Source organism: Serratia sp. KH_031, assembly GCF_057839655.1.
On record NZ_CM174496.1, the window covers coordinates 1,525,134 to 1,549,110 of the forward strand.

17 protein-coding genes and 2 pseudogenes are annotated in these 23,977 nt (G+C 50.6%); 4 read left to right on the forward strand and 15 right to left on the reverse strand.

The window, feature by feature from the left end:
- Positions 1-11: 11 nt before the first annotated feature.
- Positions 12-887 (reverse strand): annotated as a pseudogene (locus tag AC3ISQ_RS06720) (MFS transporter); the annotation flags it as partial.
- Positions 888-971: 84 nt separating this feature from the next.
- Here AC3ISQ_RS06720 and AC3ISQ_RS06725 point away from each other — a divergent pair.
- On the forward strand, positions 972-2,297 hold the full coding sequence (locus AC3ISQ_RS06725; RefSeq protein WP_489351696.1) for an IS4 family transposase: 1,326 nt from the start codon (positions 972-974) through the stop codon (positions 2,295-2,297).
- Between the two features lie 12 nt (positions 2,298-2,309).
- On the opposite strand, the pseudogene AC3ISQ_RS06730 reads toward AC3ISQ_RS06725, so the two are convergent.
- The 8 genes and pseudogenes from AC3ISQ_RS06730 to AC3ISQ_RS06765 form a co-directional block, all read right to left on the reverse strand.
- Positions 2,310-2,774 (reverse strand): annotated as a pseudogene (locus AC3ISQ_RS06730) (MFS transporter); the annotation flags it as partial.
- A gap of 57 nt (positions 2,775-2,831) precedes the next feature.
- Positions 2,832-4,289, reverse strand: coding sequence for a mannitol dehydrogenase family protein (locus AC3ISQ_RS06735; protein WP_489351698.1), 1,458 nt, complete (start codon positions 4,287-4,289; stop codon positions 2,832-2,834).
- An 81-nt stretch (positions 4,290-4,370) separates the two neighbouring features.
- Positions 4,371-5,765 (reverse strand): MFS transporter, encoded by a 1,395-nt coding sequence (locus AC3ISQ_RS06740; RefSeq protein ID WP_489351700.1) that lies wholly within the window; start codon positions 5,763-5,765, stop codon positions 4,371-4,373.
- Between the two features lie 64 nt (positions 5,766-5,829).
- On the reverse strand, positions 5,830-6,843 hold the full coding sequence (locus tag AC3ISQ_RS06745; RefSeq protein WP_489351702.1) for a Zn-dependent oxidoreductase: 1,014 nt from the start codon (positions 6,841-6,843) through the stop codon (positions 5,830-5,832).
- A 14-nt stretch (positions 6,844-6,857) separates the two neighbouring features.
- On the reverse strand, positions 6,858-8,069 hold the full coding sequence (manD, locus tag AC3ISQ_RS06750) for a D-mannonate dehydratase ManD (RefSeq protein ID WP_489351704.1): 1,212 nt from the start codon (positions 8,067-8,069) through the stop codon (positions 6,858-6,860).
- 179 nt (positions 8,070-8,248) lie between these two features.
- Positions 8,249-9,148 carry a lipid kinase YegS gene (yegS, locus tag AC3ISQ_RS06755; RefSeq protein WP_489351706.1) on the reverse strand — a complete coding sequence of 300 codons (900 nt, stop codon included), beginning with the start codon at positions 9,146-9,148 and terminating at the stop codon, positions 8,249-8,251.
- Positions 9,149-9,615: 467 nt separating this feature from the next.
- The gene (trhP, locus tag AC3ISQ_RS06760; protein WP_489353155.1) at positions 9,616-10,917 is read right to left on the reverse strand and encodes a prephenate-dependent tRNA uridine(34) hydroxylase TrhP; all 1,302 of its coding nucleotides are present in this window, start codon (positions 10,915-10,917) and stop codon (positions 9,616-9,618) included.
- Between the two features lie 290 nt (positions 10,918-11,207).
- Positions 11,208-11,546, reverse strand: coding sequence for a YegP family protein (locus tag AC3ISQ_RS06765; protein ID WP_489351708.1), 339 nt, complete (start codon positions 11,544-11,546; stop codon positions 11,208-11,210).
- A gap of 342 nt (positions 11,547-11,888) precedes the next feature.
- On the opposite strand from AC3ISQ_RS06765, the gene AC3ISQ_RS06770 reads away from it, so the two are divergent.
- The 3 genes from AC3ISQ_RS06770 to AC3ISQ_RS06780 all read left to right on the forward strand — a co-directional run bounded on the left by AC3ISQ_RS06770 (position 11,889) and on the right by AC3ISQ_RS06780 (position 12,899).
- The gene (locus AC3ISQ_RS06770) at positions 11,889-12,083 is read left to right on the forward strand and encodes an antitoxin (protein ID WP_489351710.1); all 195 of its coding nucleotides are present in this window, start codon (positions 11,889-11,891) and stop codon (positions 12,081-12,083) included.
- A 73-nt stretch (positions 12,084-12,156) separates the two neighbouring features.
- Entirely contained in the window at positions 12,157-12,432 is a 276-nt protein-coding gene (locus tag AC3ISQ_RS06775; RefSeq protein ID WP_489353157.1) for a type II toxin-antitoxin system TacA family antitoxin, read from the forward strand.
- A complete protein-coding gene (locus tag AC3ISQ_RS06780) occupies positions 12,420-12,899 on the forward strand; it encodes a GNAT family N-acetyltransferase (protein ID WP_489351711.1) in 480 nt (159 codons plus the stop codon). Before AC3ISQ_RS06775 ends, AC3ISQ_RS06780 begins: the two co-directional genes overlap by 13 nt.
- Before the next feature lie 8 nt (positions 12,900-12,907).
- Here the strand turns inward: AC3ISQ_RS06780 and baeR are convergent, their stop codons facing one another.
- The 6 genes from baeR to AC3ISQ_RS06810 are packed head-to-tail and all read right to left on the reverse strand — an operon-like array spanning position 12,908 to position 23,893.
- Entirely contained in the window at positions 12,908-13,615 is a 708-nt protein-coding gene (gene baeR / locus AC3ISQ_RS06785; protein ID WP_489351713.1) for an envelope stress response regulator BaeR, read from the reverse strand.
- Entirely contained in the window at positions 13,615-14,997 is a 1,383-nt protein-coding gene (gene baeS, locus AC3ISQ_RS06790; protein ID WP_489351715.1) for an envelope stress sensor histidine kinase BaeS, read from the reverse strand. The genes baeR and baeS overlap by 1 nt, the downstream gene beginning before the upstream one ends.
- Positions 14,994-16,421 carry an MFS transporter gene (locus AC3ISQ_RS06795; RefSeq protein WP_489351716.1) on the reverse strand — a complete coding sequence of 476 codons (1,428 nt, stop codon included), beginning with the start codon at positions 16,419-16,421 and terminating at the stop codon, positions 14,994-14,996. Before AC3ISQ_RS06795 ends, baeS begins: the two co-directional genes overlap by 4 nt.
- Before the next feature lie 4 nt (positions 16,422-16,425).
- Positions 16,426-19,506 carry a multidrug efflux RND transporter permease subunit MdtC gene (gene mdtC, locus AC3ISQ_RS06800; protein WP_489351718.1) on the reverse strand — a complete coding sequence of 1,027 codons (3,081 nt, stop codon included), beginning with the start codon at positions 19,504-19,506 and terminating at the stop codon, positions 16,426-16,428.
- Positions 19,503-22,628 carry an MdtB/MuxB family multidrug efflux RND transporter permease subunit gene (locus AC3ISQ_RS06805; RefSeq protein WP_489353159.1) on the reverse strand — a complete coding sequence of 1,042 codons (3,126 nt, stop codon included), beginning with the start codon at positions 22,626-22,628 and terminating at the stop codon, positions 19,503-19,505. Before AC3ISQ_RS06805 ends, mdtC begins: the two co-directional genes overlap by 4 nt.
- An 8-nt stretch (positions 22,629-22,636) precedes the next feature.
- The gene (locus AC3ISQ_RS06810) at positions 22,637-23,893 is read right to left on the reverse strand and encodes an MdtA/MuxA family multidrug efflux RND transporter periplasmic adaptor subunit (protein ID WP_489351720.1); all 1,257 of its coding nucleotides are present in this window, start codon (positions 23,891-23,893) and stop codon (positions 22,637-22,639) included.
- Between the last annotated feature and the right edge of the window lie 84 nt (positions 23,894-23,977).

Here is a 23,977-nt window from a genome sequence, read left to right on the forward strand (position 1 = left end):
AGAATGTCACCTCAATGATGCCAATCCTGAAACTCATTTTTCCGCCGTTGCGGTGCGGTTTCAGGCATTAAACTCAAACCAATCGCCGACACAATACCCAGCACGATCATATAACCTGCCAGACCATAGTAATGCCCACCTGTAACTTGCAGGATTTTCACCGCAATTAAACCGAGAATACCGCTGCCGATCAAGGAACCGATTTGCCAAATCAATGCGATGCCGCTACAGCGGATGCGAGTTGGGAATAGTTCTGGGAAGTAAGACGCTTGTGGGGCATAACACATACTATGACCGAGTGTGAGCACAACGATCATCGCGATTTGAGTCAGGAAGAAATTATCGAGATTAATCATTAAGAAGAAAGGCACGATGCAAATCACCTGAAGCAACGCGCCAGTAATATATATCGGTTTACGCCCCAAACGATCAGATAGATGCCCCATGAGTGGAATGGCAAAAATCTCCAACACCACTGCGACAATCATGGTTTCCAGCAAAATACTTTCGTTGAGATGATTAGCTTTGCCATAGGCCAAGACGATGACGGTAAACATGGCGAAAGCGCAGGCTTCGATCAGTTTGGCGCAAACGCCTTTGGTGATTAGACCAGGATAGGTGCGAATGACTTCCACCACCGGGCGTGTTTCTACGGCTTTGGTCTCACGGATCTGCTCAAATACCGGTGACTCATCGATTCTCAGGCGGATAAACAGACCCACAATCACCAGTAGCAGACTAAGCAGGAAAGGGATACGCCAGCCCCAATCGAGCATCTGTTCCGGGGACAGTGTGGTTGTCAGTAAGGCAAATAACCCCGAAGGTAGCAGGAAACCAGCAGGCGCGCCGATTTGTACCCAACTGGCATAAAACCCACGCCGTGGCGGCGTAATGCCGATCGTTTAAGAGTACTTGAACGATCCTACCAGTAAGAGACAATCCGGGATCAGCCCTCTGCTCCCGGATTTTTTATGTCTGAACATGATATGGATTTTGTCGTCGATGCTTTTTCTTCTGAGCTGGATGCTTTTTCACGCTCGCTTGACCCCGCTTGGATACACCAAGCGCTGACCGCCTGCCAGAAAGCCAGTATTCGCAGACGTCGCCTGCCTGCTGAACAGGCCGTATGGCTCATCCTTATGATGGGGTTGTTGCGAGACTTATCCATCAAGGACGTCTGTCACCATCTGGATATCGTTCTTCAACCCGATGACACCTACCAAAGCCTCGCACCCAGTGTGTTAACCGCTGCACGCCAACGACTGGGGGAAGCACCGCTTCGCTATCTTTTTCATGCCTGCAATGAAGCATGGCAGCCTGCTGCTCTCGGACCGGCTACTTTCCATGGACTCCGTGTGTTGAGTGTTGATGGGACGCTTTTTCGCACACCGGACTCACCGGATAACGCAGCCGCTTTTGGTTTTATTGACCCCTCCGCGGGCACATTCCCTCAAGTACGTATGGTCGCACTGATGGCAACCCACTCTCATATGTTGCTGGATGCCGCGTTCGGAGGCGTAGCCGAAGGCGAGTTAACGCTGGCTCATCGTCTGATTTCTTCTGCTCCAGACCATACTCTGACACTGTTTGACCGTTGCTATTTCAGCGCCGCTTTTTTCATCGAATGGCAACAGGCGGGACGCTGTACTCACTGGCTGACGCCCGTAAAAAGCAAGCTTCGCTATCAGGTCATCGAACGATACAGCGATTACGACATGCTAATTGAGATGCCGGTTTCTCCACAGGCACGTAAGGCGGCTCCGCATCTACCGGATGTCTGGCGGGCAAGAATGGTGAGCTATGTCAGCGGTGGCGGTAAAGGAAAGATCACCGGATTTCTCACGTCCATGACCGATCCTGCGACCTATCCGGTAGAAGATTTATTGCGTATTTATTGGGAACGCTGGGAAATTGAACTGGGTTATGGCGAACTGAAACGGCGACAACTGAAAGGGGAAGTCACCCTGAGGAGCCGCTTTCCAGAGGGCGTAAAGCAAGAATTATGGGGGATACTGATCTCCTACAATCTGCTGAGAAAAGAAATGGTAGATATTGCCGGGGAAGCCGGGGTCATACCGACACGAATAAGCTTTGTCGCTGCGTTAAACATTCTGGTGTCACAGGCTCGGGTGAGTGGTAAAGGTGCCGCAGGGAATATCCCTAAGCATCTGAAAGGAATGAGGGAAAATGTAAAAGCGTTTATTCTTCCGGAAAAAAGAAAGCACCGACGATATTCTCGTTCAGTGCTTTATATTCCACCTAAATATCCGTTCAGCTATAAGTCACGTGAGGCTTAAGTGAACGGCATTACGCCGTGGCGGCGGGGAATATTCCGCCGTCATCAGCACCGCACCTGCTTGCTCGCCACCAACGCCAAAACCTTGCAATACACGAATAAAAATCAACGCAATGGGAGCCCAAATACCGATCTTTTCATAGGTTGGTAGTAGACCGATGCAAAAAGTGCCTAAACCGACGATTAATATTGTGATAACTAATGCTTTCTTGCGACCAACTTTATCACCGATATGACCAAAAACGATGCCGCCCAAAGGGCGAGCAAGGAAGCCAACTGCGTAGGTGGCAAACGCGGCGAGGGTGCTGATTAGCGGATCTGCGTTGGGGAAAAAGAGTTGACCAAAAAATAGAACCGCCGCCGTACCATAAGCAAAAAAATCATAATATTCTGCGGCGGTACCGATGGCGGATGCACTAGCTACCCGCTTCAATAATGGAGTTTTATCTTGCGGTATCACTTCATTGTGCGTTGTCATTATTTACTCCTTATGGAACCAGTCCATAGATTCAGAAAATCTATGGACTGAAATTTATCAAGACAAAAACTGACCAACAGTATTTTTGGCTCCGTTCGCTAACAGAGCCAAATAAGCCTGGGTGATGGTTTGAACGAAGGTTTGGTTATCCGGCAGATCGCGACCAAATACGCTTTCCATTTGTAGCAGAGCCAACACGCGTTCTTGTCCTTCGGTGCTATTGGCGACCCGTTGGGCGAGCTGTTCCCGCAGAGGATCGCTGATTTCAATCGGTTGGCCTTGTTCGTCTTTACCGCCGACATAACGCATCCAGGCTGCGACTCCCAGCGCCAGACAACGGAAATCGCTGCCATTAGCCAAGTGCCAGCGGATTGAATCTAACATCCGTTGGGGTAGTTTTTGCGTGCCATCCATCGCGATTTGCCAAGTGCGATGTTTCAGCGCGGTGTTGCGATAGCGAGCCAGCAGCGAATCTGCGTATTTCTCCAGATCGATGCCTTGAGTTCTCAGCGTTGGAGCCTGTTCTGCCAGCATCAGATGGCGCGCGGCTTGAGCGTAGTTTTCATCTTGCATACAATCGCTAATGTGCTGATAGCCGGCCAGATAACCAAGATAAGCCAAGAACGAATGGCTGCCGTTCAGCATGCGTAGTTTCATTTCTTCGAACGGCAATACATCATTGACCAGTTCTGCACCGACCTTTTCCCACGCCGGGCGCCCAGCCACAAAATTGTCTTCAATTACCCATTGGCGGAAGGGTTCACAAGCCACCGCGACAGGATCTTGCACACCAGTTTGTTGTGCGACTTGTATCAGGGTTTCTGCGGTCACTGCCGGGACAATGCGATCGACCATGGTAGAAGGGAAGGTCACATGGCTGTCTATCCAAGTAGCCAGAATAGGATCGCGCGCTTTGGCATAGGCGGTAATGACATTGCGAGTGACATGGCCATTTTCTGGCATGTTGTCACAGGACATAACGCTAAAGGCGGGCAACCCAGCGGCTTTACGTTGTGCTAAGGCTTCAACAATGACTCCAATGGCCGTCTGTGGTTGTTGTGGGTTAGCCAGATCTTGGGTAATCAAAGGATGTGCCAACTGGAGTTGACCTGTCGCTGGCGAATGGTAATAGCCTTTTTCGGTTATCGTCATGGAAACTATCGCAACTTCAGGCTGAGTCAGGGCGCGGAATAGGGTATCGAGCCCATCGATTTGTGCATGTAATGCTTGTTTGATGACACCGACGACTCGACATTGCCAAGCATCGGCAGACATCTCCGCCACACTGTAGAGATAGTCTTGCTGCTTGAGATCGGCAATTTGTTGTTCGCCACCGATCAAGTTAACTTCACAATATCCCCAGTCGCTGCCATGTTCTTGCGCCAGAATATCGGCGTATACCGCCTGATGGGCGCGATGAAAAGCACCAAATCCTAGGTGAACCAGACGAGGGACCAGTTTACTGCGATCGTACTGCGGAAGAGTGGCGTTAGCCGATAATAGCTTGCTGTCCATATTAGAACTCGCTGTGTGATTATTGATTGCCGCAGAACTCGGTCTGCGGCAGGTGTTAAGGTTAGGGATTAGGGAAAGCAGTTAATGGCTGTGAACGTTTTTTGCTACTGGAAGCGCAGGGCTTTCTGCTGCATCTTCAGCGACGCTCAAATCGCGATCTCTCACCTCCGGCATGAGGATCGCCGCCAATAAGCCGATAATGGAATAAGCAATCATCATGACTGCAATTGGCCACCAAGAGCCGGTCATATTGCAGAAGATACCGGCTAATACTGGGCCGAAACCGACCGCCACTAAACCGCCCGCTTCTTTGGAAATGGCCATGCGAGTAAAGCGGTTACGCGAACCGAACATTTCCGCCATAGTGATATTTTCTAGTGCAAATAAGCCGAGGACCGCAACGTTATGGATAATAATAATTGAGGCCATAATCACGTTGACTTCATTACTCTTATCCACAATCATCGAAATCATCGGGTAAGCAAGAATAATGGCGGAGATGTTAACCAGAATATAAGGCACCCGACGACCAATCTTGTCGGAGATCCAACCCAATAATGGAATGGTAATAAAGCCGATGGCGGAGCTAATCATTAAGGCATCGGTCGGGATCGCTTTCTCAAATAACAGCGTCTGCACCAGATAACCGGCCAGGAAAGTTTGGATCAGACCCGAATTGCCTGCTTGGCCAAAACGTAACCCGGTAGCCAACCAGAAGGATTTGCTACTGAACATCGCCGACAATGAATGAGTGTTATCAGCTGCGTTTGCAACTGGTGCGACACTGACACCATCATCGTTAACTTTTTCAAACACAGGGCTTTCTTTCAGATTCATCCGCAGCCAGATAGCGAAGAGCATGACCACCACGCTCGCCAGGAATGGCACGCGCCAACCCCAAGCCAACAACTCTTCTTTTGACAGGAAGAAGAACATAACTGCCCAAATGGCTGTGGCGGACAACGTCCCGCAATTGGTGCCCATCGCTACCAGTGAAGAAATAATCCCACGTTTACCTTTGGGCGCATATTCCGCCAGCATGGTGCCAGCACCGGATATTTCCGCACCAGCCCCTAAACCTTGAATAATACGCAGTACGACCAGTAGGATCGGAGCAAAAATACCGATCTGGGCGTAAGTAGGTAAAACTCCGATTAAGGTGGTGCAGATCCCCATCATAGTAATGGTAATAAACAGCACTTTTTTACGGCCGATGGTGTCGCCCATTCGACCAAAAATAAATGCCCCGACGATACGGGCAATATAACCCGCACCGTAAGTTCCCATCGCCAGTATTAACGCCATAGCGGCAGACTGTTCCGGGAAAAATATTTCATGAAAAACTAATGCTGCCCCTAGTGAATAAAGTTGGAAATCCATAAACTCCAGCGCGGTACCAAGCCAGCCGGAAACGGCGGCTTTGATCAAATCAGAGGTACTTCTTTCCGGCTGTGTGGCGTTGTGTCCTGTTTTCATAGTTATGTTCTCTGTAATTTGTTGTTTTTAAATACAGTGAATTTTGGGGTACAGAGTTTGTCGCTTAGAATTTCAATAAGACCTTACAGCACTGTTTTTGGTCTTTCTCGAAGATTTCCATCGCATCAGTAACCTGTGTGTAATCAAATTGATGAGTAATGAGTTTTTCAGGATGGATTTTTTTCTCCGTCATCCAGCTGATCACTTGCGGGAAGCGATTGCTGTTTAAGCGTGAGCTGTAAATCGCCAGTTCTTTACTGGTGATGGCCTGCTGGCTCAGTACGCAAGGATCGGATGAGAACCCCATAATACCGATGCGTGCCGCAGGGGATGCCAGATTAATCGCTTCTGGCAGAATGCTTGGATGGCAAGCGGCATCGACGATCAGCGTGGGGCGAATGCCTTGTTTTTCCAACGCGCTTTGCAGCGAAGAAGTGCTGTTATTGAACACTTGATCAGCACCGTTTTCCTGTGCCATTTCCAGGCGCTCAGGAATACGGTCAGCGACAATCACCTGCTTAACGCCGTAAACGCCTTTCAGTGCCTGAATAATGGTCAAGCCCATCGGGCCAGCGCCGTAGATCAACGCGATGTCTTGCGCTGTCGGTTTTAAATGGGCAGTCATGTTGGCGGCGATAGTAAAGGGTTCGACCATAGTGGCATGGCGATCACTGATATTGTCTGGGATCAGGTAGGCATTACGTGCCGGTGCGCAAGCATAATCGCTGAAGCCGCCGTCACGGTGCACACCAATCACCTGCAACTGGGTACAAACGTTAGGGCGACCGACCGAGCAAGGGTAGCAATGGCCGCAGCTCACCACCGGATCGACCGACACGCGCTCACCGAGTCGTTTGGGATCGACATCGCTACCGACTGCGTCGATCACGCCGAAAAATTCATGACCGATGACGCGTGGATATTTCGCGAACGGGTTATGCCCATGATAAATATGCACATCAGAACCACAGATACCGGCAAACTTGACCTTCACCCGCACTTCATTGGCAGCAGGCTGTGGCAACGGGCGCTCTTGGAGAGCCAATTGACCCGGTTGTTCGATTACTACACTTTTCATTTCGTGCTCTCCTGTTACCAATTCCACAAAGTGCCGTCTTCCAGACGGGCAACGGGTAAGTAAGCCGGGTCATACGGATATTTAGCGGCCAGTTTTTCATCGAAATCGATACCTAATCCCGGTTTGTCGCTTGGGTGCATGTAGCCGTTGTCGAAGGTCCAGTTATGTGGGAACACTTCCAACATTTGCTCGGAGTAACCCATGTATTCCTGTACGCCGAAGTTCGGTACCCACAGATCGAAATGCAGTGCAGCAGCCATACAAATAGGGGAGAGATCGGACGGGCCGTGTGAACCAGTACGGACTTGGTACAGCGAAGCGAAGTCAGCTATGCGGCGCATACCGGTAATCCCGCCAGCATGAGTAATGGTGGTGCGGATGTAGTCAATCAGTTGTTCTTCGATCAACTGCTTACAGTCCCAAATGCTGTTGAACACTTCGCCCACCGCGATTGGCGTGACGGTGTGTTGACGGATCAGACGGAAGCATTCTTGGTTTTCTGCCGGAGTCGGATCTTCCATCCAGAACAGACGATATTGCTCGATGCTTTTACCAAAACGCGCGGCTTCGATGGGCGTCAGACGGTGATGCATGTCGTGCAGTAAATGTTCGTCGAAACCGAATTTGTTTCGCACCGCTTCGAAAAGTTTTGGTGTGAAATCGAGGTATTTTTCTGATGACCAAAGCTGCTCTTCTGGGCGACCTTTGGTGGCCGGCTCGTAGGCTAAACCTTTACCTTTCGCCATGCCGTAGGTGGTTTTCATACCCGGAACGCCGCACTGCACGCGGATGGCTTTGAAGCCTTGTTCTTTGTGCTTGGCATAGTCGTCCAACACTTCGTCGACTGAATGACCGGTGGTGTGGCAATACACCATGACGCCAGTGCGTGACGCACCACCGAGCAATTGGTACAGCGGCATATTGGCGGCTTTGGCTTTGATGTCCCACAGCGCCATATCAACGGCAGATATTGCCGACATAGTCACCGGGCCACGACGCCAGTAAGCGCCTTTGTAGAAGTATTGCCATATATCTTCAATCTGATGGGCGTCACGACCGATCAACTGTGGACAGACGTGATCTTGCAAATAAGAGGCAACAGGGAGTTCACGGCCATTTAATGTAGCATCACCAATACCGGTCAGACCGCTATCGGTGGTGATTTTCAACGTGACAAAATTTCTTCCGGGACAAGTAACAAACACTTCGGCTTTAACAATTTTCATGACATCGACATCCTGATCTTCGAATATGATGGGCGAAAAATACGCCATGAGTTAACTACCATACAAGTATGATTTTCAAAATTTGCTAGGAATGATCACATTTCATCGTGGTATGGGGTTATGGATATAAGATGAGGGGAAATGACATTTGGCTCAGGAATCTGAGCCAATACAGTTAATTAGCCTAACAATTCACAGTTAGGAGGCAGGCGGCACTGGATCGCATTGGGTAAGACCTCAATGCGAAAATGTTTGCCTTTCAGCGGTTCACCATCAAGGTTAAAGGTGATTTCGTGTGGTGCGTCGATCTCTAACCAAGGTAGTGCCGCACTCACCACGTTTTTGTTCTCTTCTCCATTGAATAAGCTGGTGATAATGGCTGGCAGCAATTCCTCGGCGACCAACAACCGTAATTGCAGTAAACCGTCATTGATCAAAGCATCTGGACAAAGTTGCTGGCCGCCACCGGCTTGTTTACCATTGCCGATGCCAATCACTAGGGCGTCGCCATCCCAGTGAAAATCCGGCCCACGGATTCGGCAACGATCAGCCTTCAGCGTATCCATGCGCAGTAAGCCATGAATGAAATAGGAGACGCCGCCTAACGCGGCTTTCAACCGCTCTGGCGTTTCGGTTGTGATGCGGGTGCCGAAACCACCGGTCGCCATGTTGATGAAATAACGCTCATCGTTGACCTTAGCCAGATCGATCGGCACCGCGCGTCCTTTTACGGCTAGCTGTAATGCCAGCTCTACGTTGGGAGGAATGTTACAGGCCACGGCAAAATCATTGGCAGTGCCCAACGGTAGAATAGCCAAAATAGGCCGTTGTTCTGCAGGGAGGGAAATTAACGCAGCTGCGATTTCATTGATAGTGCCGTCACCGCCGCCAGCGATAATGGTGGTGACCTGCAATTGGCGGGATTCTTCGACATAACGGGCGGCATCGCCATATTCCCAAGTAACGCGAACATGTAGCGTTTCACCTTCGTCACGCATTTTTTGCACTGCGGTACGAACGTCTTCATTACTGGCACTTTTGCCGTTAATGATAAGTAATGTTGGCGTTTGTTGCGTCATTATCACTCCCTCAATTGAGTTAATGAGATAAACCATAAACGAGTGATGGGGCGTAGGCTATCAGAATATTCAGTTAAATTTTAAGTGCAATCGCTGACATAAAAATAATGAACCTAGGTAATAAAAGCGATTAAACGATACTTGAGATGGATGACGGTTAATTTTATTTATTTTTGAGATAATAGATGAGAGTCTTAATTAATAAAGCGATATTATTAACTTTAGAAGAATAGTAGTTCTAACTAATTAGCCATGTTAATGCTTTAATTATTGTTTTTGCAAAAGAAAAAGCCAACCCAAGGGAGATTAGGTTGGCTAAGGAGGTGGTTCCTAGTATTGCTATACAAATATTTTCGTTCTTGGTTTTAAGCGGATTTATAGTAACCAAAAGAGTAGCTCATTGATGTGATCAGATTCTAATATTTGAGAGAAATCGTCATCCAAGGATGACGATGACTTTTTTAGGATTACGCGTTATTTGTTCCCGGCAAATTGCGTATCAATAACGCATAATTGAGGTCGACATCTTCTGGGATCGGCAAATAAACCATATGGCCGTTCCCTGGAGCCACATCTATCGCTTCACCTTTTTTATTTTGCATATTTCCCAATGTGAACATCACATTGCCGCCGGGCGTCATCAACTCGATGCTATCGCCAAGCAGGAATTTATTTTTTACGTCAACTTCAGCCCAACCATTACGGCGTACACCGGTAAATTCACCGACAAATTGTTGACGCTCAGAAAGCGACGAACCGTATTCGTAATTTTGTTGAGCATCGTGCGTATGGCGGCGCAGGAAACCTTCGGTATAACCGCGATGTGCCAACCCTTCCAACGTCGTTAGCAGGGTGGCATCGAATGGCTTACCCGCAACAGCATCGTCAATAGCACGGCGATAAACTTGAGCGGTACGCGCGCAGTAATAAAACGATTTAGTGCGACCTTCGATTTTCAGTGAATGGACGCCAAGTTGGGTCAGACGCTCCACATGCTGGATTGCCCGTAGGTCTTTCGAGTTCATGATGTAAGTGCCGTGTTCATCTTCAAAGGCACTCATATACTCGCCCGGTTTTTGCGCTTCGGACAGCATGAAGACTTTATCGGTTGGTGCGCCAATGCCCAGCGTTGGCTCAACGGTTTGCACCGCAATCGGCTCATACATATGCACGATGCTACCGGCGTCGTCTTCTTTACCTTCTTCCGCTTTATACTGCCAGCGGCAAGCGTTGGTGCAAGTACCTTGGTTTGGATCGCGCTTATTGATATAGCCCGAGAGCAGACAGCGACCGGAATAAGCCATGCACAAGGCTCCGTGGACGAAAATCTCCAATTCCATGTCGGGAACTTGGCTACGGATTTCGGCAATCTCTTCCAAAGACAATTCACGCGACAGGATCACGCGCGTCAGCCCCATTTGCTGCCAGAACTTCACTGTTGCCCAGTTCACCGCATTGGCCTGTACCGAGAGATGGATATCCATTTCTGGGAAGGCTTCGCGCACCATCATGATTAAGCCAGGATCGGACATTATCAGCGCATCTGGCCCCATTTCGACCACGGGTTTCAGATCACGCAGGAAGGTTTTCAACTTGGCGTTATGCGGCGCAATATTCACCACCACGTAGAATTTTTTACCTAGCGCGTGAGCTTCATTAATGCCCTGAGCCAAGTTCTCGTGGTTGAATTCGTTGTTGCGCACCCGCAGGCTGTAGCGTGGTTGCCCGGCGTAGACAGCATCTGCACCATAGGCGAAGGCGTAACGCATGTTTTTCAGCGTTCCCGCCGGGGAGAGGAGTTCTGGTGTAAATGGTGTTGGAGCAAACTGCGTCGTAGCAAACTGTGTCGTAGCAAACTGTGTCGTAGCAAACATAGGGTAATCTCGGTCTGATTTCAGGTCAGTACTGCGCCACTCAATGGCGCAGCAAAAGCGGGGAATTGTAGCCGCAGTACGATCAGAAATCAGTAATTAACCAGAATTATCCAAGGGGAATTGATCTTCATCATAAGAAAAACGCGCGATGTAGAGGGAACACCGCGCGTATGAGTGACATGAAATTACACGCTTAAATCACGAATATCCGTTGTCGGGCCATTTTTTATCACCGACTGGATACCATTTTTTGCTGCGGCTTCAGAAGTATACATTTGGCTATTACCAATGATCTGATGGTTTTTAGCCTTCAAGACAAAGTAAGGTTTATTACTGGTGCTGACTTTTAATTCGTATTGCGCCTCATTCGGTGAATTGGTCTGCACTGAAGCAATACCATTCTCTGCGGAGGCTTTGCTGGCGTACATCTCGCTGGTAAGGATGATCTCTCCATTACTGGCTTTCAGGTTAAAGTGGAACTGTCCATTGGTCGATTTTTTCAACTCATAATGCCCGTTTGCCATGATCCTTCTCCTATTTCTTTCGATAATTGATGTCAGTGTAGCCAATGGCTTGAGAATCGGTGCTTCTGAAGTGTCACTAACAGATTAGCTCAATAAACGGACAATTTATTTGCGCTGACTCGGAGTTTTTTTGCCAATTGATGTAACCGCACCAGAAGCTAACAAAGAGATTGCGTAGCTGATCGCAAGGTTGGAAAAAACGGTGGTTTTCATTTTTCATGCTGGGAAAACAAGGTGTATGTTGGCGTAGTCTTAATTTTGTTGTGGATAAAAGATAAGCGGCTTAGCTCTTGGCAATCTCCTCATGTAGGCATATGCCAAGGTTATTTGTGGGGATGGTCGATGGAAAGAGTCGCTAAACTTTTTAAGAATGGTCGGAATCAGGCGGTGAGGTTACCCGTGGAATTTCAATTCGATACAGATTTTGTTTACATCCACCGTGAAGAGAATGGTGATGTTGTATTATCGACTCGGGCAGCTAAACCAAACAATTGGGAGGCTCTATTTGGGTTGTTAGTTGAGGATTGGGCGGTTTAATAATTCGTATAGCAGTTAGCTACACATGGAGGTATGATTAATGTCCATTGTTTTGTTAGATCAGGATTGGACGATGAAAGTCGAATTGAAAGAAACACCGATCAATATTCGCGCGAAAGCTTTTCAACGCGAGTTGATCGATGCTGCGGCACAGCTAAGTGCAAAATCGCGGACAGATTTTATTTTGGACGCGGCTTGTCAGGCTGCGAAGGACGTATTGTTGGATCAACGTTTATTTATGGTAGACGAGGCGCAGTACGCGGCATTTGAGCAACAGTTGGAACAACCCGTTGCTAACAATGATAGGCTCCGGGCGCTATTAGATAGGAAGTCACCTTGGGAAAAATAAACGCACCAGAGTTACTGATAGCACAGCATTCTACGGTTGAGTTTGATTGTTCCGAACCCACGTTGAATCAGTGGTTGCAGCGAAATGCGTTAAAGAACCAGATGACTGGCGCATCTCGTACTTTTGTTGTTACGGATAGCCAAAAACGGATTGTGGGCTATTACGCTTTAGCTACAGGAGGCATTCAACGTAGAGTCGCCTCTGGCGGTATTCGGCGTAATATGCCCGATCCCATCCCTGTTTTGGTTCTAGGGCGTTTGGCGGTTGATCGTCGCTTGCAAGGGCTGGGCGTGGGGAGTGGTCTATTAAAAGATGCAGTGTTACGTTCACTACAAGTGGCCGATCAAGTTGGCACTCGGGCTTTATTAGTTCATGCGCTTTCTGAATCGGCTAAAGATTTTTACTGTCATTGGGGTTTTATTCCATCGGAATTACAACCAGACACTTTGATGCTGCCGCTGTGGTAACGCCAGACTTAAACCCCATTCACCAACCGGCAAGCCTCGGCTTCCCAACGATACCCCACACCATACACTGAGCGAATAAACGCTTTTTCACCGTCGATTGACTCCAACTTACGGCGTAAATTCTTGATATGACTATCGATGGTGCGATCGGTGACGACGCGATAATCGTCGTAAAGATTATTCAGCAACTGTTCGCGTGAAAATACGTTACCCGGCTGGCAGGCTAAGGTTTTTAACAGACGGAATTCTGCTGGGGTGAGATCCAGCAAGTGCCCCATATAGTTGGCTTGAAAACGGGGTTCATCGATATTCAACAGCGCTTCTTCGGTGATTTCCATCGGGCGTTGGCAGCGGCGTAAAATCGTTTTTACCCGAGCAACCACCTCACGTGGGCTATAGGGTTTACAGATATAATCATCGGCACCGATTTCTAACCCTAGCAGACGATCAATTTCTTCGATTTTGGCTGTCACCATCACTACCGGGACATCAGTAAACCGGCGTAACTCACGACAAATAGTCAGACCATCGCTTCCCGGCAACATCAGATCCAGCAGAATCAATGCCGGTGATTGTTGATGTACGGTAGGTATAACGTCATTACCGTTCGTCAGCCATTGAGTGGCGTAACCTGCAGCCTGCAAATAATCCACCAGTAACTGACCCAGTTTGGGTTCGTCTTCCACAATCATGATCTGTAAGGGTTGGTTTTCCATCACGACACCTTGCTGTTAGCAAAAAGGGGAAATTCTACGGTAATACGTACACCGCCCAAAGGTGAATGCTGTGCGCTGATGGTCCCGCCGTGGGCTTCAACGATATTCAAGCTGATCGATAATCCCAAACCGGAGCCGCCGCTGGCACGATTACGGGAACCTTCGGTGCGATAAAAGCGCTCAAAAATACGGGTTAATTGTTCATCACTAATGCCCGGTGCGCTGTCTTGCCAATAGAATGTTAATCGATCGGATTGTTGTTCGATACCGATCTCCAAGCATCCGCCGCTATCGGTATAGCGCAAGCTGTTTTCCAGCAGGTTATTGAACAACTGATTGAGACGATCCGGATCGCCAAATAGCATAGCGCGCGGTGGCAAATGGGTGATGATTTCCAGCCCCTTAGCACGAAAACGTTCTCGGAATACGGCTACGGCGATTTGTAGCAGATGTACGCAATCTACCGATGATTTTCGATACGCCAACGCACCGAGATCAGACAGAGAGAGTTGATGTACATCATCCACCAGCTTAGTTAAGGTCGCGACCTCTGCCAGCAGCGAATTGAGCGAAGCGGGGGTGGGTTGGCGCACGCCGTCCTGTAAAGCTTCCAATTCGCCACGCAGTACCGCTAACGGGGTGCGCAGCTCATGGGAAACATCGGCCATCAGGGCGTTGCGGATCTGTTCGTTTTTTTCCAACGTGATGGCGAGTTGATTGAAATCTTGCGCTAACCGACCCAATTCGTCTTGGCTACTGACGGCGACGCGGGTGGTGAAATTACCAGCCGCCAGTTGGTTAGTACCTTCGACCAATCGTTTGACTGGCGCTAACAAACCGCGCGACATGAGCCAAGTTACACCAGCGGCTAGCAGGGCGGATAGTGCCACAATCATCCAACTGGTACGCCGTTGTTGGAGATCGAAATTGATGTCGGCATTGCGTGTCAGGCGCTCTGGCGGTGTGGAGATGACCCAGCCAACAATTTGATTTTTGTAACGGATCGGAGTGCGACGCCCTTCTTTTTGCACTGGATCAGAATAACCCACCAGTTTGCGAAATTGCTTATCAACCACCCAGAAATGGGTGCGCCACCCCTTGGGGGGCAAACTGTTACGGCGGTCATCATTTTGTTCATATGAACGCATGATCTGAAAGACTATTTGGCTGTTATTGCGCAAAAAATCCCAATTGCCGTGTTGACTGTATTGATCTTCCAGAGCGTCGCGCAGCATATTGATGCGCTGTTCGTTACCGTGCTTGATATAGTCGGTAAAGCCGCGTTCAAAGCTGACGCGTACTCCCCAATGCATGGTGATGAGCACCAACATGCAGGTGGCGAAAATGGCCAGAAACAGTTTCCCGGTGATGCCTATTCTCATTGCAACCTCGTGGAGCCTTTACCCGGCTCTTTAGTTAATGCGCGATTGGGCGCGGTATCGGCAGGTACGCGCGCAAACGCCAAAGCAGGGAGTGCGATAATCAACGCCATACAGGCATAGGTGTACATAAAGGCGCTGTGAATCGCCGGGCTGTCGGCGACGATTTGATGATGAGCGAAACTACCGATCAAGATCCCGGCCAGACTAACGCCCAGACTCATCGAAAGTTGCATCACCATCGACAGCAAACTGTTACCGCTGCTGGCTAAGCGGTCTGGCAAGTCTTTCAATGTCAGGGTATTCATCGCTGAGAAACGCAAAGCATTGACCGTTCCCAACAAGAACAACACGACTGGCAGTAGATACACCCAACCGAGCAAACCCATCAGCGGGAACATCAGGTTAACCAAAGCTAGCATCAGCGTGGCGGTGACCAGCACGTTGCGATAACCAAAGCGGTTTACCACCTGTACGACGATGCGCTTCATCCCCATGCTGCCGAGAATCATTGGGATCATCATCAAACCCGCGTGGAATGGGGAAAAGCCCATACCAATCTGCAAGAACAGCGGGGTCATAAACGGGATCATCCCGCTGCCGATTCGTGCTAACAGGCTAGCGATCAAACCAACTTTGTAAGTCGCGGTTTTGAATAACCTCAGTGAGAACAATGCCCGATTGTTGCCGCGAGCATGCCACCAATAACCGGCCAGTGCCGCCAGACCACAGGCGACCAGTCCGGCGATGGCGATAGGGGATAAGCCCATGCCTTTGTGCCCGTCGAGTGCTAACGTCAGCGTCGCCATGCCAATCGCTAGCATAATAAAACCACTGATGTCGAAACGTCGGGTTTGCATCTGATAATTGGGCATGATCATCAATGTGGCGATGGCACCGACGATACCGACGGGAATATTGATCAAGAAGATCCAATGCCAACTGGCGTATTGCACCAGAAAACCGCCTAACGCTGGGCCAACTAATGGTCCGATTTGACCGGGCAACGTGACGAAGGTCATCGCCGCCATATACTGACTGCGTGGCACGATTTTCATCACCGTTAAGCGCCCAACCGGCACCATCATGGCACCGCCGATCCCTTGAATCACCCGCGAGAAAATCAGTTCATTCAAGGTTCCTGAACGTGCGCACAGAATCGAACCGAGAGTGAAAAGGATAATGGCGCTGAAAAATACCCACTTTACCCCGACACGATCGGCCAACCAGCCGCTGGCCGGAAGCATTACCGCCACCGTCAGCACGTAGAACACGATCACCGACTGCATGCGCAGCGGGCTTTCACCCAAACTAAGTGCCATTGAGGGCAGGGCGGTATTGACGATAGTGGTATCTAGCGTTTGCATAAAGAAGCCAAACGCCACGATCCAAAGTTGCCATTTCACTGATGCGGGCTGTGAGTTCATAGGGCTACTCGGGTAACGGCTCCAGTTTTTTGCCGCGGCGAAAACGCATCTGCAAGCGGTCAAAGTACAAATAAACCACTGGTGTGGTGTACAGCGTCAGTAACTGACTCATGATCAAGCCGCCGACGATGGTGATCCCTAACGGTTGGCGTAGTTCCGCACCGTCACCACTGGTCAGCACTAAAGGCAAAGCACCAAACAGCGCCGCTAACGTGGTCATCATAATCGGGCGAAAGCGCAACAGACTCGCTTGGAAGATGGCGTCGTGCGCGCTAAGACCGCCGTTCCGCTGCGCGTCGAGAGCAAAGTCCACCATCATAATGGCATTTTTCTTCACGATACCTATCAACAGCATAATACCGATCAAGGCGATCAAACTAAACGGTGCGCCAAACAACTCCAGTGCCAATAGTGCGCCAACCCCGGCAGAAGGGAGTGTCGACAGAATAGTCAGCGGGTGAATGTAGCTCTCATACAATATGCCGAGCACGATATATACCGTCGCGATCGCCGCCAGAATCAGGAATAGCTGCGACTTCAAGGTTTCCTTGAATACTTGCGCGGTGCCAGCAAACATACCGCGTACCGTCGGCGGCACACCAAGCTGCGTCATGGTGCGATCTATTGCGTCGGTAGCATCTGACAGACTGCCGCCTTCCGGTAAGTTAAATGAAATAGTCGATGCCGCCGACAGCCCCTGATGATTCACCGAAAGCGGGGCATTGGCGGGTTGCCAATGGGCGAAGTACGACAGCGGGATGGCCTTGCCATCACTATTAACCACGAACATTTTGTCTAGTGAACTGACGTCTTGTGTGTAAGGTGGCGCGACTTCCATCACCACTTTGTATTGATTCAGTGGCTGATAAATGGTGGAAATCTGCCTTTGGCCAAAAGCATTGTTCAACAGATTGTTGGCGTCGGAGACCGAAATCCCCAGCCGCGTCATGGTTTCACGGTCATAAACCAGATCCATTTCTGAACCTTTGTCTTGCTGATCTGAATTGACGTCTGCCAGTTCAGGCAATGCTGACAATGCGTTGCGGACTTTAGGTTCCCACTCGCGTAGTGCACTGAGATCGTCCGCCAACAGCGTGTATTGATAACTGGCATTGGCCTGCCGTCCACCTATGTGGATATCTTGCACTGCCATCAGGAATAGGCTGGCCCCCGGTTCTTTTGCCAGTTTACCTCGTAGACGGGCGATGACCTCTTGGGCGTTGTCTTTGCGCTCCGACAGCGGCTTCAATGAGATAAACATCGAACCCGCGTTGGTGCGTGAGCCGCCAGTAAAACCGGTCACGTTATCGACATCGGGGTCGTCATGTACAATCTTCATAAAATCTGCCAGCTTGACGCGCATGGCCTGAAACGAAATGCTTTGGTCGGCCTGAATAAAGCCCATTAAGCGTCCGGTGTCTTGCTCGGGGAAGAAGGTTTTCGGGATGCTGATATACAGCCAGACGTTTAGCGCGATGGTTGCCAAGAATAGCATTAACACCCAACGCGCATGACCCAGCACCCAGTTGAGTGAGCGGCCATAACCTTGCTGCAAGGCTGACAACATGCGACCAAAACCACGCACGCGGCGTTGTGAGCGAGCGGGCTGGTGGCGCAATAAATAAGCGCACATCATTGGTGTCAGTGTCAGTGAAACCAGCAACGACAGGCCAATCGATACCGAAAGCGTGACGGCAAATTCGCGGAATAATCGGCCCGGTAATCCTTCCATCAACAGCAATGGGATAAACACCGCCACCAACGACACGCTCATCGACAGCACGGTGAAGCCCACTTCAGTAACCCCTTTTAGTGCCGCGTTGATGGGTTTCATCCCGGCTTCGACGTGCCGTGAGATGTTTTCCAACACCACGATGGCATCATCAACCACAAAACCAGTGGCAATAGTTAACGCCATTAGTGACAGGTTATTGAGGCTGAAATCGCACAGATACATGGCGGCGAAGGAGCCAATCAACGAGACGGGTACGGCTACCGCAGGAATTAAGGTGGCGCGACCCGAGCGCAGGAAAATAAACACCACCAAGATCACCAACGCCATTGCGATGACTAACGACTGTTCTACTTCTGCCAGCGAAGCACGAATGGTCGGCGAGCGATCTTGGGCAATATTCAAATGAATCGAGGCCGGAATATTGGCTTGTAATTCGGGCAATTCGGCGCGGATACGATCAACCGTTTCAATGATATTGGCATCTGGCGAGCGGCTGATGGTGAGTACGATCGCGGGAATGCCGTTAGTCATACCGGCGTTACGCACGTCTTGCACCGAGTTTTTGACATCGGCAACGTCACTCAAGCGCACAGCCGAACCGTTGTTGTAGTGAATGATCAACGGTTGATAATCGGCGGCGGTTTTCAACTCATCGTTGGTTTGTAATTGCCAGCGTTGTTGTTGATTTTCCACCGCCCCTTGTGGCTTACGCACGTTGGCATCGCTAATGGCCTGACGCACTGAATCGAGCGAAATACCTTGATTGAACAGTGCGCTCGGGTTCAGTTCTACCCGTACCGCTGGCAATGAACTCCCACCGACTGAAACATCACCGACACCTTCGGTTTGGGCGATTTTTTGCGCCAACTGAGTCGAGGCAAAATCGTAGAGCTGGCCTTGGCTATAGGTATCCGACGTCAGCGTCAAAATCATGATCGGTGCGTCGGACGGATTCACCTTGCGATAACTGGGTCGGCTGGGCATTCCGCTGGGCAGCAGGCTTTGAGCGGCATTGATTGCCGCCTGAACGTCACGCGCCGCGCCGTTGATATCGCGATCGAGATCGAACTGCAAAATAATGCGCGTACTACCAAGCGAGCTCATCGAGGTCATTTCATTGACCCCTGCGATGCGACCTAGCGCCCGTTCCAGCGGTGTGGCGATCGACGAAGCCATGGTTTCTGGGGAGGCTCCCGGCAACGAGGCACTGATCGAAATCACCGGGTAATCGACCTGCGGTAGCGGCGCAACTGGTAACAGGCTAAAGCCAATCACACCGCTGATGGCAATCGCCAACGTCAATAGCGTGGTCGCTACCGGACGATAGATGAACAGAGCGAAGAATTTCACGGCTGCTCCTGCTCATCTGGCTGACGGTGAGTATTGCGCGCCAGTTTATCAAACAGCAGGTAAATCACGGGGGTGGTGAACAGCGTCAGGAGCTGGCTCATCACCAGACCACCGACCATACACACACCGAGCGGCTGACGCAGTTCGGCACCGACGCCGGTACTGAACATCAGCGGCAATGCACCGAACAGCGCTGCCAAAGTGGTCATTAGAATTGGGCGGAAACGCAGTAAACAGGCCTGATAAATCGCGTCATACGGTGACATACCTTGTTCACGTTCGGCGGCCAAGGCGAAGTCAATCATCATGATGGCGTTCTTTTTGACGATGCCGATCAGCAAGATAATGCCGATGATGGCGATCACATCCAGTTCCTTGCCTGCCATTATCAAGGCTAACAGCGCCCCGACCCCCGCAGTGGGTAGGGTAGAAAGGATCGTCACCGGGTGAATAAAGCTCTCATACAGAATGCCGAGTACGATATACATCGCGACCACTGCCGCCAGAATCAGCCACAACGTATTGCCGAGTGCGGCTTGGAATGCCAAGGTCGCGCCTTGGAACTGAGTTGTAATGTCGTTCGGCATCTCAAGGCTTTTTTCTGCCTGCGTGATGGCTTTCACTGCCTCGCCGAGCGAATAACTATCCGCTACGTTGAACGAGATGGTGGCCGACGGGAACTGATCGAGATGGTTGACTGACAATGGACCGTAACGTTCTTCAACTTTGGCGATAGTATTCAGCGGCACCGTGGTGCCATTGCTGCTGGTCAGGCGAATATCATTTAGCGCGTTTAAGCCGGGAGAATGGCTGACGTCGTGCTCCAGTACGACACGATACTGGTTGGCCTGAGTATAAATGGTCGAAATCAAGCGTTGCCCGAAAGCGTTATACAATGCGTTATCGACGTCACTCATGCTGATACCGAGACGAGAGGCCGAGTCGCGATCGACATTGATGTAAGCCACTAATCCCTGAGCCTGCCAGTCGCTGGTTACGTCCGCCAGTTGCGGCGTTTGTTTCAGTTCATCCAGTAATTTAGGCACCCACAGACCGAGTTGATCTAACGACATCGCCTGTAACGTGAACTGATATTGTGTGCGGCTAACTTGAGTATCGATAGTCAGATCCTGCACCGGTTGCAGGTACAGTTTCACGCCGGGGAATTTATCAGCCTGTTGTTGCAAGCGGGTGATCACCGCTGGAATACGTTCGCTACGTTCACTCAATGGTTTCAGGTTGATTTGCAAACGTCCACTGTTCAACGTGGCGTTGCTGCCATCGACGCCAACGAAGGAGGTCAGACTTTCCACCGCCGGATCTTTGAGAATTTCAGCCGCTACCTGTTGCTGGCGTTCCGCCATATTGCTAAACGAAACACTCTGTGGTGCTTCCACGGTGCCCTGAATAATGCCGTTGTCTTGCAGCGGGAAGAAACCTTTCGGGATCAACAAGTACAGTAATACTGTCAGTGCCATGGTGCCGAAGGCGACGCCAAGCGTCAGCCATTGGTGATTCAGCACCACTTTCAGCCACACGCCGTATTGCGCAATCACACGCTCAAAAAAACGTTCCGAAGCACGTGAAAAGCGGTTCTGTTTGCGCAGCGATTCGTGGCTCAACATGCGGGCGCACATCATCGGCGTCAGCGTCAGTGACACCACTGCGGAAATTAAAATCGCTACCGCCAGTGTGACGGCGAACTCGCGGAACAGACGACCCACAATGTCGCCCATAAACAACAGTGGGATCAGTACCGCTACCAGCGAGAAGGTGAGGGAGATAATGGTAAAGCCGATTTCACCGGCACCTTTTAGCGCGGCGGTCAGCGGCTTCTCGCCTTTCTCGATATAACGCGAGATGTTCTCGATGACCACGATGGCATCGTCTACCACGAACCCGGTGGCAATGGTGAGCGCCATTAGTGTTAGGTTGTTGACGGAGAAGCCAAGGAAATACATCACCGCAAAGGTGCCGACCAACGACAGCGGCACCGCGACGCTGGGGATAATGGTCGCAGGGACGTTACGCAGGAACACGTAAATCACCATCACCACCAGTGCAATCGCCAGTAGCAACTCGGTTTGTACGTCGCTAACCGAAGCGCGGATGGTGGTGGTGCGGTCAGTGAGGATCTTCACATCCACTGATTTCGGCAGACTTTTTATCAACGTGGGCAGCATTTCGCGAATACTGTCGGCGGTGGTGATGACGTTGACGCCTGGTTGACGCTGGATGTTTAACACGATCGCGGGTTGTTTATTCGCCCAAGCAGCCAGTTTGGTGTTTTCTGCCGCTTGTTCGATAGTGGCGATGTCTTGCAACCGGATCGCGGCACCGTTCTTATAGGCAACGATTAATTGCCGATAATCGTCGGCGGATTTCATCTGATCGTTAGCGGAAAGCGTGACCGAGCGTGTTGGGCCATCAAGACTCCCTTTAGCGGAGTTGACGTTAGCATTGGTGATGGTGGTGCGAATGGTTTCGCTATCTAGCCCATAGTTCGCCATCGCCGCAGCATTCAATTTTACCCGCACTGCTGGGCGTTGACCGCCGGAAATAGTGACCAAACCAACGCCACCGACCTGCGATATTTTTTGCGCGACGCGGGTTTCCACCATGTCCTCAACCTGAGTCATTGGCATGGCGCTGGAGGTAACTGCCAGCGTCAGGATCGGCGGATCGGCAGGGTTAACCTTGCTGTAAATCGGTGGATAGGGCAGATCAGTGGGGAGCAGGTTAGTGGCGGAGTTGATCGCCGCTTGAACCTCCTGTTCGCCAACGTCGAGCGGCAACTCCAATTGAAATTGTAAAGTGATAACCGACGCACCGCCGGAGCTTTGCGATGACATCTGTTTCAGGCCTGACATCTGACCGAACTGGCGTTCCAGCGGCGCAGTAATAGCCGAGGTCACGACATCAGGGCTGGCACCGGGATACAGTGTGACGACCTGAATGGTGGGGTAATCCACTTCCGGCAGAGCAGAAACCGGCAACGCGCGGTAGCCGATAATCCCCGCCAACAGGATCGCCACCATCAACAACGTGGTAGCTACCGGACGCAGAATAAACAGGCGTGAAGGGCCGCCGCTATTGTTTGGAGGCGTCTTATCGGTGGGCATCTCCTGCATCAGGAATTCCCCTGAGCTTTTTCTTTGGCAGGTGCCAATACTTCAACTTTCATCCCTTCGGTTAAGCGGTCGATGCCGTCAGTCACCACACGGTCACCGACGTTCAATCCTGCGCTGATCACCACTTGCTGGCTGTCTTGTATACCGGTGGTGACCAGATGTTTGCTGACTTTGTTATCAGCACTTAACGTCCAAACGAAGCTGCCTTCGTTACCCATTTGCAGCGCGGCAGTCGGGATGACGACCGCATTATGCAAGGTATCGACCTTCAGGCGAGCGTTAACGAATTGATTCGGGAACAGTGAGTCGTCTTGATTGGTGAAACGGGCTTTCAGCTTGATGGTGCCGGTGGTGGTGTCGATCTGGTTATCTAAACTGAGCAGAGCGCCAGTTGCCAGTTTTTGTTGATTGGTACGATCCCAAGCTTCGACTGTGACCGAGCCAGCTTTTTGCGCTTTGATCAGATCGGCAATATTACCTTCTGGCAGGGTAAATACCACGTCGATAGGATGCGTTTGGGTGATCACCACAATACCGGTCGTCGTGTTGTCGCTGCTATTGTTGCTGGTGGTGGTATTGCTGCTGTTGCCGCTGCCGATGTAGTTGCCGACATCGACCAATTTCAGCCCGACACGACCGTCGATCGGTGCAGTAATACGGCTGTAGGTCAGCTGCAATTTGGCACTATCCACTGAGCCTTGGTCGGCTTTGATAGCGCCTTCGCTTTCACGCACCAACGCGAGCTGGGCATCCAATTGTTGGCGTGAAATCAGGTTGGTTTTCACCAACTGCTGGTAACGCGCTAAATCCTGTTTGGCGTTGGCGAGCGTGGCTTGATCTTTTGCCAATTGTCCTTGCGCCTGTGTCAGCAGAACTTGGAATGGACGAGGATCGATTTCTGCCAGTAGATCACCGGCTTTCACCTGTTGACCTTCGGTAAAGTGGATCGCCATCAATTGCCCTTCGACCCGACTGGTGACGGTGACGGTATTGGCTGCTGTCGCGGTGCCTAAGCCAGAAAGATAACGTGGCACGGATTGTTCGGTCGCTGAAGCCGCCTGTACCGGAGGCATTGGCAAACTACGGCGTCCACCCGCAGCCGATTTCCCTGCGTGCGCATGTCGAGCCCCCGGCGCTTTGTTGGCTTCATGTCGTGGCGTATGGAAATGACGCCAAGCCAGAACGGCGGCAATAATCACGATAGCTAATACGACTAGGCGCAGTATCGGTGAACGTTTAGTGGGTTTCGCATTCATGGCGCTGAAAATCTCTCCAAAGGGCAGGCGTGCGGGCAATCATTTGCCGGGCAGTCTATATAGGATACTAGTTTAATCGGATTG

What these genes read in the sequence shown, in the direction of transcription:
- trhP (WP_489353155.1), bottom strand. Translation starts at nt 10,917, where the DNA reads ATGCGTTACGCCTTCGCCTATGGTGCAGATGCTGTCTACGCCGGGCAA.
- AC3ISQ_RS06795 (WP_489351716.1), bottom strand. Translation starts at nt 16,421, where the DNA reads ATGAACTCACAGCCCGCATCAGTGAAATGGCAACTTTGGATCGTGGCG.
- manD (WP_489351704.1), bottom strand. Translation starts at nt 8,069, where the DNA reads ATGAAAATTGTTAAAGCCGAAGTGTTTGTTACTTGTCCCGGAAGAAAT.
- AC3ISQ_RS06745 (WP_489351702.1), bottom strand. Translation starts at nt 6,843, where the DNA reads ATGAAAAGTGTAGTAATCGAACAACCGGGTCAATTGGCTCTCCAAGAG.
- AC3ISQ_RS06765 (WP_489351708.1), bottom strand. Translation starts at nt 11,546, where the DNA reads ATGGCAAACGGGCATTATGAGTTGAAAAAATCGACCAATGGACAGTTC.
- AC3ISQ_RS06775 (WP_489353157.1), top strand. Translation starts at nt 12,157, where the DNA reads ATGAAAGTCGAATTGAAAGAAACACCGATCAATATTCGCGCGAAAGCT.
- AC3ISQ_RS06735 (WP_489351698.1), bottom strand. Translation starts at nt 4,289, where the DNA reads ATGGACAGCAAGCTATTATCGGCTAACGCCACTCTTCCGCAGTACGAT.
- AC3ISQ_RS06725 (WP_489351696.1), top strand. Translation starts at nt 972, where the DNA reads ATGTCTGAACATGATATGGATTTTGTCGTCGATGCTTTTTCTTCTGAG.
- AC3ISQ_RS06810 (WP_489351720.1), bottom strand. Translation starts at nt 23,893, where the DNA reads ATGAATGCGAAACCCACTAAACGTTCACCGATACTGCGCCTAGTCGTA.
- AC3ISQ_RS06805 (WP_489353159.1), bottom strand. Translation starts at nt 22,628, where the DNA reads ATGCCCACCGATAAGACGCCTCCAAACAATAGCGGCGGCCCTTCACGC.
- yegS (WP_489351706.1), bottom strand. Translation starts at nt 9,148, where the DNA reads ATGACGCAACAAACGCCAACATTACTTATCATTAACGGCAAAAGTGCC.
- baeR (WP_489351713.1), bottom strand. Translation starts at nt 13,615, where the DNA reads ATGGAAAACCAACCCTTACAGATCATGATTGTGGAAGACGAACCCAAA.
- AC3ISQ_RS06770 (WP_489351710.1), top strand. Translation starts at nt 11,889, where the DNA reads ATGGAAAGAGTCGCTAAACTTTTTAAGAATGGTCGGAATCAGGCGGTG.
- AC3ISQ_RS06740 (WP_489351700.1), bottom strand. Translation starts at nt 5,765, where the DNA reads ATGAAAACAGGACACAACGCCACACAGCCGGAAAGAAGTACCTCTGAT.
- baeS (WP_489351715.1), bottom strand. Translation starts at nt 14,997, where the DNA reads ATGAGAATAGGCATCACCGGGAAACTGTTTCTGGCCATTTTCGCCACC.